The organism is Roseateles sp. FW301-B2, assembly GCF_058788955.1.
The window spans coordinates 94,717-107,514 of record NZ_JBYTBE010000004.1; the positions used below are offsets into that span (position 1 = coordinate 94,717).

12 protein-coding genes are annotated in these 12,798 nt (G+C 69.3%); 3 read left to right on the forward strand and 9 right to left on the reverse strand.

Annotated elements, in window-relative coordinates; translation table 11 throughout:
• Positions 1-84: 84 nt before the first annotated feature.
• From AC3WQY_RS04665 to AC3WQY_RS04695, 7 genes are all read right to left on the reverse strand, one after another.
• Positions 85-1,722, reverse strand: coding sequence for a methyl-accepting chemotaxis protein (locus AC3WQY_RS04665; RefSeq protein WP_492706222.1), 1,638 nt, complete (start codon positions 1,720-1,722; stop codon positions 85-87).
• A gap of 242 nt (positions 1,723-1,964) precedes the next feature.
• Entirely contained in the window at positions 1,965-2,300 is a 336-nt protein-coding gene (locus AC3WQY_RS04670; protein WP_492706224.1) for a TonB family protein, read from the reverse strand.
• A 42-nt stretch (positions 2,301-2,342) separates the two neighbouring features.
• Positions 2,343-3,896 (reverse strand): methyl-accepting chemotaxis protein, encoded by a 1,554-nt coding sequence (locus tag AC3WQY_RS04675; RefSeq protein ID WP_492706226.1) that lies wholly within the window; start codon positions 3,894-3,896, stop codon positions 2,343-2,345.
• A gap of 329 nt (positions 3,897-4,225) precedes the next feature.
• On the reverse strand, positions 4,226-5,443 hold the full coding sequence (locus AC3WQY_RS04680; protein ID WP_492706228.1) for a c-type cytochrome: 1,218 nt from the start codon (positions 5,441-5,443) through the stop codon (positions 4,226-4,228).
• Complete coding sequence (locus tag AC3WQY_RS04685) at positions 5,440-6,126, reverse strand: c-type cytochrome (protein WP_492706230.1); 687 nt, start codon at positions 6,124-6,126, stop codon at positions 5,440-5,442. The genes AC3WQY_RS04680 and AC3WQY_RS04685 overlap by 4 nt, the downstream gene beginning before the upstream one ends.
• Positions 6,127-6,191: 65 nt before the next feature.
• Positions 6,192-7,613: an aminotransferase-like domain-containing protein gene (locus AC3WQY_RS04690; protein ID WP_492706232.1), complete on the reverse strand. Its 1,422-nt coding sequence runs from the start codon at positions 7,611-7,613 to the stop codon at positions 6,192-6,194.
• A complete protein-coding gene (locus AC3WQY_RS04695) occupies positions 7,610-8,308 on the reverse strand; it encodes a YggS family pyridoxal phosphate-dependent enzyme (protein WP_492706234.1) in 699 nt (232 codons plus the stop codon). The genes AC3WQY_RS04690 and AC3WQY_RS04695 overlap by 4 nt, the downstream gene beginning before the upstream one ends.
• 26 nt (positions 8,309-8,334) lie before the next feature.
• Here AC3WQY_RS04695 and AC3WQY_RS04700 point away from each other — a divergent pair, with 26 nt between their 5' ends.
• From AC3WQY_RS04700 to AC3WQY_RS04710, 3 genes are all read left to right on the forward strand, one after another.
• Complete coding sequence (locus AC3WQY_RS04700; RefSeq protein WP_492706236.1) at positions 8,335-9,378, forward strand: type IV pilus twitching motility protein PilT; 1,044 nt, start codon at positions 8,335-8,337, stop codon at positions 9,376-9,378.
• A gap of 87 nt (positions 9,379-9,465) precedes the next feature.
• Positions 9,466-10,602 carry a PilT/PilU family type 4a pilus ATPase gene (locus AC3WQY_RS04705; RefSeq protein ID WP_285230842.1) on the forward strand — a complete coding sequence of 379 codons (1,137 nt, stop codon included), beginning with the start codon at positions 9,466-9,468 and terminating at the stop codon, positions 10,600-10,602.
• A 10-nt stretch (positions 10,603-10,612) separates the two neighbouring features.
• Positions 10,613-11,512, forward strand: a complete 900-nt coding sequence (locus tag AC3WQY_RS04710) for an NAD(P)-dependent oxidoreductase (RefSeq protein ID WP_492706239.1) — start codon at positions 10,613-10,615, stop codon at positions 11,510-11,512.
• Positions 11,513-11,515: 3 nt separating this feature from the next.
• On the opposite strand, the gene AC3WQY_RS04715 is transcribed toward AC3WQY_RS04710, so the two are convergent.
• Positions 11,516-12,154 carry a BON domain-containing protein gene (locus tag AC3WQY_RS04715; RefSeq protein WP_492706241.1) on the reverse strand — a complete coding sequence of 213 codons (639 nt, stop codon included), beginning with the start codon at positions 12,152-12,154 and terminating at the stop codon, positions 11,516-11,518.
• A gap of 31 nt (positions 12,155-12,185) precedes the next feature.
• On the reverse strand, positions 12,186-12,770 hold the full coding sequence (locus AC3WQY_RS04720) for an SIS domain-containing protein (RefSeq protein ID WP_285230845.1): 585 nt from the start codon (positions 12,768-12,770) through the stop codon (positions 12,186-12,188).
• Positions 12,771-12,798: the final 28 nt, after the last annotated feature.

Genomic DNA, 12,798 nt, shown 5'->3' on the forward strand with positions numbered 1-12,798 from the left:
TCGATCAGCCCGCCCGCCCGCTGCCGGCGGTGGGCGCGGTTGTGGCTTATTTCATGATTGCGTGCGGCGTCGCCCGGGCGTCACTCAGGCGGCGCGCTGCAAGCCCGCCTTGGCGGCACGCCGCAGGGCCACCGCGTCGGGCGCGGCGCGCTGCTCATGGCCGCGCAACCTGAACACGCTGACCGAATCCTCCACCGCCTGGGCCTGTTCGTTCAGGCCCATGGCCGAGGCCGACACCTCCTCCACCAGCGCGGCGTTCTGCTGCGTCAGCGTGTCGAGCTGGGCCACCGCGCTGTTGATCTGCTCCACGCCCAGCATCTGCTCGCCCATGCCATGGCTGATGCGGCTGATCAGCTGGTGCATATCGTCCACCGCATGCTGCATCTCGCCCATCGCCTGCTGGGCCTGCTGGACCTGCTGGCCACCCTCGGCGACGCGCTCGCTGGACTCGGCGATCAGGCCGCGCACCTCGCGGGCGGCGGTGCTGGTGCGCTGGGCCAGCGCGCGCACCTCGGAGGCCACTACCGCAAAGCCACGCCCCTGCTCGCCGGCGCGCGCCGCTTCCACCGCGGCATTGAGCGCCAGGATATTGGTCTGGAAGGCGATGCTGTCGACCACCTGGATGATGTCGGCGATGCGCGCCGAGGCCGAGCTGATGCTCTCCATGCTGCGCGCCACCGCGGCCACCGCCTGGTTGCTGTTGCTGCTCACCGCCAGCGCGGCGGCGGCATGCCGGGCCGCGCTCTGCGCCATCTCGGTGCTGGCGCGTATGGTGCTGGTGATCTGCTCCATCGACGAGGCGGTCTGCTGCAGATTGCTGGCCTGCGTCTCGGTGCGCGCCGACAGATCGGCATTGCCCTCGGAGATCGCCTGCGTGCCATGGTGCAGCTCGGTCACGCCGACGCGCGCGTCGCGCACGATGGACATCAGGTTCACGTTCAGCTGGGCCAGCGCGCGCGCGATCTGGCCCACCTCGTCGCGGCGTTGCTCGCTGAGGCTCTGGGTCAGGTCGCCCGCGGCCATGCGGTTGGCAAAGCTCACCAGCTTGCGCAGCGGTGCGATCGCCAGGCCGGCCAGATAGCTGCCGCCCAGCCAGGCGCACAGCGCCGCGACGGCGAGGCCCCAGAGCCAGCGCGGTGCGCCGGGCAGCGGCAGGCTGGCCAGGCCGAAGCCCAGCAGGGCCGGCAGCGCCATCAGCAGGCGCATGCGGCCCGCCAGGCCCGGCTGCAGGCGGCGGCGCAACTGCCCCAGCGGCGTCATGTTCACCAGCAGGCCTTCGTGCAGGCCCTGCGTGAGCCGGCCCTGGGCGGCCTGCGCCCGCATGCCGGCATAGAGCTGCTCGGCCGCCGCGGTGGCCGCGGCGCTGGCCTCGGTGCGCACCGACATATAGCCGTTGGGCCGGCCGCGTTCGTCCAGCAGCGGCGTGACGTTGGCCTGCACCCAGTAGTAGTCGCCGTTCTTGCGGCGGTTCTTCACCAGCGCCGACCAGGGCTGGCCGCTCTGGATGGTGGCCCACATGTCGCGGAAGGCCTCGCTGGGCATGTCCGGGTGGCGTATCAGGTTGTGGGGCTGACCCAGCAGTTCCTCGCGCGTATAGCCGCTGACCTCGATGAAGGCCTCGTTGCAATACAGGATGCGGCCCTGCAGGTCCGTGGTCGAGACCAGCGTCTCGCCCTTGGGGAAGGGATATTCCCGCTGGCTTACCGGCGTGTTGACTCTCATGACACCTCCGCTTGTGCCGCCGATCCGTCCCTGTGGGGTCGATGGCTGTCCTTGCGATGGGGGGCGCTCTGATGGCACCGTGTCCGCTATACCGACTCTAGCAAGCGAGGCCTGGCGCGTCAGTGCATTCCTTGATTTAGGTCATGCAGATGGATGAAATGCAGAAGGCCCTGCGGAGCAGGGCCTTTCGTGGGCCTGAGTCTGGCTTTGCACATGCCGCAGGGCATGTGCGAAGTCCTGACTCAGTCCTCGTTCTTGAACACCAGCTTGACCTCGTGGGTCTGCTTCTCGCCCGAGGCTTCGAAGCGCCAGTCCATCAGCGCGGCGGTGACGGCCTTGTCGAACACCTTGCGGGGTTCGGCCTCGATGATGTCCACGGAAGAGACCTTGCCGTCCGGATCGATCGCCATCTTGGCCTTCACGGTGCCGGTGGTGATCGACTTGCGCGAGGCCTCGGCGGGGAATTCGGGCGGCACCTTCTTGACGATCTTCGGCACCGCGGCATGGGCGCTGATGGCCAGGGCCAGCAGGGCGCAGCAGGCGGCGGCGGAACGGGTCAAGGTGTGGAAGGCTTTCATATCGGTTCTCTTCGTTACGGCAGGGAAAGGGTCTGGCCTGTTTCAGGCGGTGGTGGCGCGGAAGAAGCCCACCGCCTCGAGCAGGCGCGAGGAGCTGTTCTTGAGCGCGTCGGTGGAGCGCGAGAGGTCGTCCACCAAGGTGGTGTTCTGCTGCGTGGTGCGGTCCAGCTCGTTCATGGCCTGGTTCACCACGCCCACGCCGCTGGCCTGCTCCTGGGCCGAATGCGAGATCTCCTCGATCAGCTGGCCCATGTTGTTGACCTCGTCGACCACGCTGCGGATGGTGATGCCGGCGTTGTTGACCAGCGCCGTGCCGTTCTCCACCTTCACCGAGGATTCCTGGATCAGCACCTTGATCTCCTTGGCGGCAGCGGCCGAGCGCGAGGCCAGCGCGCGCACCTCGGAGGCCACCACCGCAAAGCCGCGGCCATGCTCGCCGGCGCGCGCCGCTTCCACCGCGGCGTTCAGGGCCAGGATGTTGGTCTGGAAAGCGATGCCGTCGATCACGCCGATGATGTCGCCGATCTTGCGCGAGCTGCTGCTGATCTCTTCCATCGTGGCCACTACCTGCGAGACCACCTGGCCACCGGCCGAGGCGGACTGGCGCGCCTTGGTGGCGATGCCGGCGGCCTTGCGGGTGAGTTCGCTGGCGCCGTGCAGGTTGGAGGCGATCTGCTCCACCGAGGCGGCGGTGTTCTGCAGGCTGGCGGCCGAGCGCGCGGTGCGGTCGGAGAGGTCGACATTGCTGCCGGCGATCTCGCTGGAGTTCTGTGCCACCTCGCCGGCGGCCGAGCTGACGCTGCTGACCACGCCCGAGAGCGCCAGCTGCATGTCGCGCATGGCGTGCAGCATCTGGCTGAGTTCGTCCTGGCCGTCGGCCTCGATGTGCTGCGACAGATCGCCCGCGCTGATGGCCTGGGCCACGTCCTTGGCCTGGCGCGCCGGCACCACGATGGAGCGCGCGATGGTGATGCCACCGCCGCCGCCGATCAGCACCGCCAGTACCACCAGCACGGCGGTCACGATGACGGAGTTGCTGGCGATCTCGGCACCCGACTTGGCCAGGTCGCTGGCGCTTTCGAACTGCAGATCGACCAGGCCCTTGAGGCCGTCCTGGTAGGCCTGCTGGGCCGGGCGCACATCGGTGATCAGGCTTTCGCGCGCCTCATCGGGCGAGGCGTCCTTCTGCACCTTCTGGAACCTGGCCACGGCGGCGAAGAACTTGCCCTGGCGCTCGCGCACCTGGCCCATCAAGTCCTTCTCCTTGGCGCCGTCCAGCGTGGCTTCCAGGCCGGCGAGCTGCTTCTCGCTGTCCTGCAGCGCGGCTTCGATGGCGGCGTTCTGCTTCTTGATCTGGCGCGCTTCGTCCAGCAGCAGCAGGTCGCGGGCGGCGCGTGCCACCACGTTGACATTGCCTTCCAGGGCGTTGGCGCTGGCGATCTTCACCAGGCTGGAATTGGCGGTGCGGTCGAGATCCTTGGACAGGCGGTTGGCACTGTAGGCGCCATAGCTGCCGATCGCGATCAGCAGCAGGATCAGCAGGGTGTAGCTCAGCGCCAGGCGTTGCCCGATGCGCAGTTGGGACAGAAGCTTCATCAGAAGTTCCCTCAGGTCGGAGTCTTGTAGGTTCGCTGCAGGCGATCAGCCTGCAGCCGGTTGTCGGAGCCCTTGTGCGGCTGCTGGATACGGGTAAACACGGGAGGGAATCTGGCGCTGTGACATCTGTCGCGGAATCTTCGGCCGTGTGCGAAACGGGTTGCATGACGGCTGTTGTGAGCGCCCTGGCGGCCGCCTCAACAGCAGCCCGGAGTGTGCCGGCGCGCGCCGCGCCGTGACACATTGCAACAATTCGGCGCCGTGACGTTTTCCGCGCTCGGCCGAGCCTTGATCCCCCGTTCGGGGGCTTGCTTGATCGCGTCTAAGGGTTAACGCGTGGCCTTGTGCTGCAGCACCTGCAGGGCCTGCACGGCGCCTGCCTGGTTGCCCCAGGCCTGGCGGATATAGCTGGCGATCGCGGCCAGCTCGGCCTCGTTCAACTGGCCCGCAAAGGGCGGCATGCCGTAGGGGCGCGGATGGCCCGGCGTGGCGGGCGCGAAGCCGCCCTGCAGCATCACGCGCAGCAGGTTGGTGGGCGGCTCCATCAGCACGGTGCGATTGCCGCGCAGCGCCGGATAGGCGCCGGGGCGGCCCTCGCCATCGCGGCCATGGCAGCTGGCGCAATGGTCGAGGTAGGCGCTTCGCCCTTGCGCGCGCAGCGCGGGCGCGGCGGCCTGGGCCGGCGGCCGCGGCCGTGCCTGCGGCGGCAGGGATTGCAGATAGCGCGCCATCGCGCGCAGGTCCGGCTCGCTGAGGTGGCGGGTGCTGCCCAGCACCACCTCGGCCATCGGCCCGAGGGCGCTGCCGGGCGCGGCCGTGCCGGTCTTCAGCCATTGCATCAGATCGGCCTCGGCCCAGCCGGCCACGCCGGCCTCGCGCCGGTCGTGCAGCGAGGGCGCGTACCAGCCCATGCCGGGCAGGGCGGCACCGCTGAAGTCCGCGGGGCCAGGTCTTGCGCCCAGCGCATTGCGCGGGCCGTGGCAGGCGCTGCAATGCGCCAGGCCCTGGCTCAGATAGGCGCCGCGGTTCCAGGCCGGGTCGCGGCCAGGCTCGGGGCGGTATTCGCCGGGGCGGAAGAAGAGCGCGCGCCAGACCCGTAGCGCGGCCTGCGTGTTGTAGGGGAAGCGCAAGCCATGGGCGCGTGCCGGCGCCACCACCGCCGGCAGGCTGCGCAGATAGGCGTGGATGGCGTCGCTGTCGGCGCGGCTCAGCAGGGTGTAGTTGTCGTAGGGAAAGGCGGGGCTGAGCAGGCGCCCATCCCGGCTGCGGCCATGGTGCAGGGCGTTCCAGAGATCTTCGGCGTTCCAGCGGCCCAGGCCGGTGGCCGGGTCGGGGGTCAGGTTGGGGGCGAACACCGTGCCAAAGGGCGTGGGGATGGCGCGCCCGCCCGCATAGGCTTGGCCGCCGGCCTGGGTGTGGCAGCCCATGCAGTTGCCCACGCGTGCCAGGTAGGCGCCCTGCTCGATCTGTGCCGTGTCGGGCGCGGCACTGGCCGGGCCGGCCAGCAGGCACAGCGCCAGCGCGGCGAGCGCATGGCGCCAGCTCATGGCAGGCCTCCGCAGCGCATCGGCGCGGGCATGGGCGGGCTGGGCGCCGGCTTGCCCCCCACGGGCACGGTCTGGCCGGCCAGCCAATGCGAGATGGCGTTGATCTCCTCGGGGCGCAGGCGCTTGGCGATCTCCGCCATGCAGTCGGGCGCGGCGGCGCGGCGCTGGCCGGCCCGCCAGGCGCCGAGTTGGCCGTTCAGGTAGTCGCGCGGCAGGCCCAGCAGGCCGGGGATGCGCGCCTGGGCACCCAACAGCGCCTCGCCATGGCAGGCGCTGCAGGCGGGCAGGCCGCGGCTCGCGTCGCCCTGGCGCACCAGGGCCTGGCCGCGTGCCAGGTCTTGCGCCGGCAGGGCGGCGGGTTGAGCCGCCGCATAGGGCAGCTCCAGTTGCGCGAAGTGCTGCGCGATCTCCTGCAGATAGGCGTCGCTGAGCGGCGCGAGCAGCTCGCGCATCGGGCCGTAGTGGCGACGGCCGTCGCGGAAGGCCAGCAGCTGCTGGTAAAGATAACCGGCCGGCTTGCCGGCGATGCGCGGGTAGTAGCCGTCCGGCGCGGCGCGCCCCTCTTTGCCATGGCAGAGGGTGCAGGCCTGCATGCGCTGGGCCATGCTGTCTTCGAACGGCGCTTGGGCGCCGGCCAGCGGCGGCAGCAGGGCCAGCAGCCAGAGCAGAATCAGTCGGGGCATGGGCCGGCATCTTGCCAGCCGGCGGCCGACCCGCACAGGATCAGTGCCGGCCCGGCGCGACCGGATCAGTGCGCCAGCTGTGCCTTGGCCAGCGCGCCCAGGCGCGCGATGCCGGCCGCCATGCGCGCATCCCAGGGGTGGCCGCTGTTCAGGCGCAGGCAATGGCGGAACTCGGCGCGCGCCGAGAAGATCGGCCCCGGCGCCGTGCTGATGCCTTCGGCCAGCAGCTGGCGTTGCAGCAGCAGCGCGTCGCAGGCCGCCGGCAGTTCCACCCAGATGAAGTAGCCGCCGCGCGGCCGGGTCATGCGCGCGCCCGCCGGCAGCTGCGCTTGCAGGGCGGCCAGCATGGCCTGCTGCTGGCTGGCCAGCGCGGCGCGCAGGCGGCGCAGATGTGCATCGTAGGCGCCGCCCTGCAGGTACTCGTTCAGGCCGGCCTGGGCCGGCAGCGAAACACCCAGGCTGCTCATCAGCTTGAGGCGTTGCAGCTGGCGCAGATAGGGCCCGGGCGCGGCCCAGCCGACCCGGTAGCCCGGCGCCAGGCATTTGGAGAAGGAGCCGCAATGCAAGACCTGACCCTGCGGCGCATAGGCCTTGGCCGGCAGCGCGGCGTCGGGGCCGTGGTGCAGCTCGGCATAGACATCGTCCTCGATCAACGGGATGCCCGCGCCGGCCAGCAGCGCCACCAGGGCGCGTTTCTTGTCGGCCGGCATCAGGCTGCCGAGCGGGTTCTGGAAACTCGTCATCAGCCAGCAGGCCTTGGGGCGGTGCTCGGCGATGAGCGCGGCCATGGCATCCAGATCGGCACCCTCGCCGGCATGGGTGGGCACTTCGATGGCGCGCAGGCCCAGGCGCTCGAGCGCCTGCAGCGCGGCGTAGAAGCCTGGCGCCTCGATCAGCACCGCATCGCCCGGTCGCGTCAGCACCTGCAGACACAGGTTGAGGGCTTCCAGCGCACCATTCGTCAGCACGATCTCGTCCGGCGCCACGCTGATGCCCAGGCGCAGATAGCGCAGCGCGATCTGGCGCCGCAGCCCCTCGTGGCCGAGCGGCAGCTCGGCGGTGATCTGGGCGGGCTCGAGCTTGCGCATGCCGGCCTGCAGGGCGCGCCGCAGCGGCTCGAGCGGGAACAGCGTGGCCGCCGGGAAGGCCGAGCCCAGCGGCAGCAGCGCGGCGGCGCTGGAGGCGCCCAGCACCTCGAACACCAGCTCGCTCACCGCCACCGGCCCGGGCTGCGCCGAGGGCTGCGAGGTGCGCGGGCTGGCGCCAAGCGGCAGCGCGTTGACGAAATAGCCCGAGCGCGGCGCGGCGCTGACGAGGCCGCGTGACTCCAGCAGGTAATAGGCCTGGAACACCGTGGCCGGGCTCAGATGCCGGGTCTGGCAGGTCTGGCGCACCGAGGGCAGGCGGTCGCCGGCGCGCAGCGCGCCGCTGTGTATCAGCGCGCCGAGCTCGTCGGCCAGGGCCAGGTAGCGCGGGCCGGTGCTCACGCCCTGGCGGCGCGGCTGCCGAAGATGGCCGAGCCCACGCGCACGATGGTGGCGCCCTCGGCGATGGCGGCTTCGAGGTCGGCGCTCATGCCCATGCTCAGCGTGTCGAGGGTCAGGCCTTGCCGATTCAGCTCGGCCAGGGCCTGGGCCAGGGCGCGATGCGGCCGGCGCTGCGCCTCGAAATCGCCCGCGGGTTCGGGAATGGCCATCAGGCCGCGCAGCCGCAGGCGCGGCAGCGCCGCCACCTGCGCGGCCAGCGCCGGCAGCTCGGCCAGGCTGATGCCGCTCTTGCTGGCCTCGGCGCTGATGTTCACCTGCAGGCAGATCTGCAGCGGCGCCAGCCCGGCCGGGCGTTGCTCGGACAGGCGCTGCGCGATCTTGAGCCGATCGACGCTGTGCACCCAGTCGAAGGCCTCGGCCACCACGCGCGTCTTGTTGCTTTGCAGCGGCCCGATCAGATGCCACTCGAGCGCGCCGCGCAGGTCGGCGAGTTCGGCGATCTTGTCGAGCCCCTCCTGCACATAGTTCTCACCGAAGCAGCGCTCGCCGGCCGCATGGGCGGCGCGCACGGCGTCGCCTGGAAACGTCTTGCTGACGGTGAGCAATGTGACGCTTTGCACGGGGCGATGGGCGGCCTCGCAGGCCCTGGCAATGCGCTGGTGCAGTTCTTGTATGTTCTCGGAGATCGTCGCCATAATGGCCCACGCTTTCTGCCCCAATCATGGACATTACCCAACTGCTGGCATTCTCGGTCAAGAACAAGGCCTCCGACCTGCACCTCTCGGCCGGCCTGCCGCCGATGATCCGCGTGCACGGTGATGTGCGCCGCATCAATGTCGAGCCGCTCGAGCACCGCCAGGTGCACGACATGGTCTACGACATCATGAATGACTCGCAGCGCAAGGCCTATGAGGAAACGCTGGAGGTCGACTTCTCCTTCGAGATCCAGGGCCTGGCGCGCTTTCGCGTCAATGCCTTCAACCAGAACCGCGGCGCCGGTGCGGTGTTCCGTACCATCCCGTCCAAGATCCTCACGCTGGAGCAGCTCAACTGCCCCAAGGTGTTTGCCGATCTGGCGCTCAAGCCGCGCGGCCTGGTGCTGGTGACCGGGCCCACTGGCTCGGGCAAGTCCACCACGCTGGCGGCGATGGTGAACCACCTGAACGAGAGCGAGTACGGCCACGTGCTGACGATCGAGGACCCGATCGAGTTCGTGCACGAATCAAAGAAGTGCCTGATCAACCAGCGCGAGGTCGGCCCGCACACGCTGAGCTTCGCCAACGCGCTGCGCTCGGCGCTGCGCGAGGACCCGGATGCGGTGCTGGTGGGTGAAATGCGCGACCTCGAAACCATCCGCCTGGCGCTCACCGCGGCCGAGACCGGCCACCTGGTGTTCGGCACCCTGCACACCAGTTCGGCCGCCAAGACGGTGGACCGTATCGTCGACGTGTTCCCCGCGGCCGAGAAGGAAATGGTGCGCGCGATGGTGTCGGAATCGCTGGTGGCGGTGATCTCGCAGAGCCTGTGCAAGCTCAAGGACGGCAGCGGCCGCGTGGCGGCGCACGAGATCATGCTGGGCAGCTCGGCGATCCGCAACCTGATCCGCGAGAACAAGGTGGCACAGATGTACTCGGCCATCCAGACCGGCAACCAGCAGGGCATGCAGACGCTGGACCAGAATCTCACCGACCTGGTGCGGCGCAATGTGATCGCGCCCGCCGAGGCGCGCGCCAAGGCCAAGTTCCCCGAGAACTTCCCGGGCTGAGGCCCGGGAAGTTCGACGTCACTCATATGGCATCAGCCATGTGAGTGACGGCAAAATTTTCCAGCAAGCCCGAACTGAAGGACCCGTATGGAACGCGATCAGGCGTCAAAGTTCATCAATGATCTGCTGCGCCTGATGGTGTCGCGCAAGGGCTCGGATCTGTTCCTCACCGCCGACTTCCCGCCCGCCATCAAGGTGGATGGCAAGGTCACCAAGGTCTCGCCGCAGCCGCTCACCGGCCAGCACACCCTGCAGCTGGCGCGTTCCATCATGAACGACAAGCAGGCGGCCGAGTTCGAGCGCACCAAGGAATGCAATTTCGCCATCTCGCCGCAGGGCGTGGGGCGCTTCCGCTGCAATGCCTTCATGCAGCAGGGCCATGTGGGCCTGGTGCTGCGCACCATCCCGGCCTCGCTGCCGACGATCGCCTCGCTGGAGCTGCCGCCCATCCTCAACGAGGTGGTGCAGACCAAGCGCGGCCTGGTGATCGTGGTGGGCGCCACCGGCTCGGGCAAGAGCACCACGCTGGCGGCGATGATCGACCATCGCAACGAGAGCACCTACGGCCACATCATCACGATCGAGGACCCGGTCGAGTTCGTGCATCCGCACAAGAACTGCATCGTCACCCAGCGCGAGGTGGGCATCGATACCGACAACTGGGAGATGGCGCTGAAGAACACGCTGCGGCAGGCGCCCGACGTGATCCTGATGGGCGAGATCCGCGACCGCGAGACCATGGAGCATGCGGTGGCCTTTGCCGAGACTGGCCACCTCTGCATGGCCACCCTGCACGCCAACAGCGCTAACCAGGCGCTCGACCGCATCATCAACTTCTTCCCCGAGGAGCGGCGCGCCCAGCTGCTGATGGATCTGTCGCTGAATCTGCGCTCCATCATCTCGCAGCGCCTGCTGCCGCGCCGCGAGGGCAAGGGCCGCGTCGCCGCGGTGGAGATCCTGCTCAACACGCCGCTGATCTCCGACCTGATCTTCAAGGGCGAGGTGGGCGAGATCAAGGAGATCATGAAGCGCTCGCGCGAGCAGGGCATGCAGACCTTTGACCAGGCCCTGTTCGATCTCTACGAGTTCGGCCGCGTCAACTACGAAGACGCGCTGCGCAACGCCGACTCGGTGAACGATCTGCGCCTGCAGATCAAGCTGAACAGCGAACGCGCGCGCAGCGGCGACCTCTCCTCCGGCACCGAGCACCTGACGATCGTTTAGAGTTGGGTGCATGAACGCACCCACTCGCAACTACGACCCCATCCCGCCGCGCAAGGTGGCGTTTCTCGGCCTTGGCGTGATGGGTTATCCCATGGCCGGCCACCTGGCGCGCGCCGGCCATCGCGTCACCGTCTACAACCGCACGCCGGCCAAGGCCGAGGCCTGGGTGAAGGAATATGGCGGCGCGAGCGCGGCCACGCCCGCGGCAGCGGCGGCCGGCGCCGAGTTTGTGTTTGCCTGCGTCGGCAACGACGACGATCTGCGCTCGGTGGTGCTGGGTGAGCAGGGCGCTTTCGCCGGCATGGCAGCCGGCGCGGTGTTCGTCGATCACACCACCGCCTCGGCCGAGGTGGCGCGCGAGCTGCACGCCGCCGCGCGCGCCAGCGGCCTGCAGTTCGTGGATGCGCCCGTGTCGGGTGGCCAGGCGGGCGCGGTGAATGGCGCCCTCACCGTGATGTGCGGTGGCGATGCCGCAGCCTTCGCGGCGGCCCAGCCGGTGGCGCTGGCGTTTGCGCGCGCGGTCACCCTGGTGGGCGCGCCCGGTGCCGGCCAGCTCGCCAAGATGGTGAACCAGATCTGCATCGCCGGGCTGGTACAAGGCCTCGCCGAGGCGATCGCCTTCGGTCAGAAGGCGGGCCTGGACATGAAGCAGGTGCTGGACGTGATCGGCAAGGGCGCGGCGCAGAGCTGGCAGATGGACAACCGCGGCAAGACCATGGTGGACGACCAGTTCAACTTCGGCTTCGCGGTGGACTGGATGCGCAAGGATCTGGGCCTGGTGCTGGACGAGGCGCGCCGCAACGGTGCGCGCCTGCCGGTCACCGCGGTAGTGGACCAGTTCTACGCCGATGTGCAGGCCCTGGGCGGCGGGCGCTGGGATACCTCCAGCCTGATCAAGCGGCTGAAGTAAGGCCTATTTGGTCGGTGCGGGCTTGGGCGTGATGCGCGCAAGCTCTTCCTCGCTGATGATCTCGAAGGCGCGCACCACCTTCTGCACGCCGCTGACGCCGCGCGCCACTTCGCTGGCGCGATGCGCCTCGCGCTCGGTGACGCGACCCATCAGGTAGACATTGCCGCGCTCCACCACGGTGTAGAAGGCGTTGGACATCAGGTCGCGTGCATCCAGCAGGCTGGCCTTGACCTTGCCGGCGATGAAGACATCGTTGGAGCGGCTGGAGATCGAGCTCAGCATGCCCACGCCCACCTCGTTGAGCACGCGGTTGACGTTCTCCACCTGGGCGGCGATCTGCTCGGCGCGCGCGCGGTCTTCGTCGTTGCGGGTCTCGCCCGTCAACAGCACCATGCGGTTGTAGCTGTTGACGTTGATGTGCACGCGATCGCCCAGTTGCTCGCGCAGGCGGGCGCCGACCTTGAACTCGATGCCCTCGTCTTCCACCTGCGTGCCCGAGGTGCGGCGGTCGGTGGCCATCAGCGCACCGCCCACCATCGCACCGCCCACCACCAGGGGGGCGCAGGCGCTACCCAGCAGAGCTGCGGCGAGCGTGGCAAGCAGGGCCAGGCGGCGGGTGGGGCTGGAGTTCGACGGGGTCATGGGCGGCTCTGGTAGGTGGTGGGGGCGCGGCTCATTCGCCGGCGCCCAGAAGTTGCAGATCGACGGCGTCGCACAGGCAATGCGCCAGCAGGCGATGCGCCTCGGCCACGCGGGCCTGGCGGCTGTGCGGCACCTTCAGCTGCACATCGGTGTCGAGCAGCAGGCCGCGGATTTCCTCGTCCTGGCTGCCGGTGAGGGCGATCACGCTCATGTCCTGCGCATGCGCCGCGTCCAGCAGCGGCTTGAGCGCATGGGCGTTGGCGGCCTGGGCCTCGAACAGCAGCAGCAGGTCGCCGGGATGGCCCAGGGTCTGGATCTGGCGCGTCAGCGCGGCGGCGCTGTCGGGGGTGCTGGTGCCCAGCTGCGCCTGGGCATCGAGGCTCCAGGCGGCCAGCCCGGGCCGGTCTTGTTCGAAGCGGCCCACCAACAGGGCCGCCAGGTAGCTGGCATCCAGCGCCGAGGCGCCGAGGCCGCAGCACAGCACGCGACCGCCGCCGGTGATGCCGTCCACCAGCATTTGCGCCGCGGTGGCGACGGGGCGGGACAGCGCCTCGGCCACTTGGTAGAGCAGGTCGGCGCTTTCGAAGAATTGTTGCTGTATGCGTTGTTCAAGCATGTGGCGGCATCATAAGCGAGCAAGCAGG

Bases quoted from the DNA above. Each gene is read 5' to 3' on its own strand.
- AC3WQY_RS04665 (WP_492706222.1), bottom strand. From the start codon at position 1,722: ATGAGAGTCAACACGCCGGTAAGCCAGCGGGAATATCCCTTCCCCAAG.
- AC3WQY_RS04700 (WP_492706236.1), top strand. From the start codon at position 8,335: ATGGACATTACCCAACTGCTGGCATTCTCGGTCAAGAACAAGGCCTCC.
- AC3WQY_RS04675 (WP_492706226.1), bottom strand. From the start codon at position 3,896: ATGAAGCTTCTGTCCCAACTGCGCATCGGGCAACGCCTGGCGCTGAGC.
- AC3WQY_RS04710 (WP_492706239.1), top strand. From the start codon at position 10,613: ATGAACGCACCCACTCGCAACTACGACCCCATCCCGCCGCGCAAGGTG.
- AC3WQY_RS04685 (WP_492706230.1), bottom strand. From the start codon at position 6,126: ATGCCCCGACTGATTCTGCTCTGGCTGCTGGCCCTGCTGCCGCCGCTG.
- AC3WQY_RS04720 (WP_285230845.1), bottom strand. From the start codon at position 12,770: ATGCTTGAACAACGCATACAGCAACAATTCTTCGAAAGCGCCGACCTG.
- AC3WQY_RS04715 (WP_492706241.1), bottom strand. From the start codon at position 12,154: ATGACCCCGTCGAACTCCAGCCCCACCCGCCGCCTGGCCCTGCTTGCC.
- AC3WQY_RS04670 (WP_492706224.1), bottom strand. From the start codon at position 2,300: ATGAAAGCCTTCCACACCTTGACCCGTTCCGCCGCCGCCTGCTGCGCC.
- AC3WQY_RS04680 (WP_492706228.1), bottom strand. From the start codon at position 5,443: ATGAGCTGGCGCCATGCGCTCGCCGCGCTGGCGCTGTGCCTGCTGGCC.
- AC3WQY_RS04705 (WP_285230842.1), top strand. From the start codon at position 9,466: ATGGAACGCGATCAGGCGTCAAAGTTCATCAATGATCTGCTGCGCCTG.
- AC3WQY_RS04695 (WP_492706234.1), bottom strand. From the start codon at position 8,308: ATGGCGACGATCTCCGAGAACATACAAGAACTGCACCAGCGCATTGCC.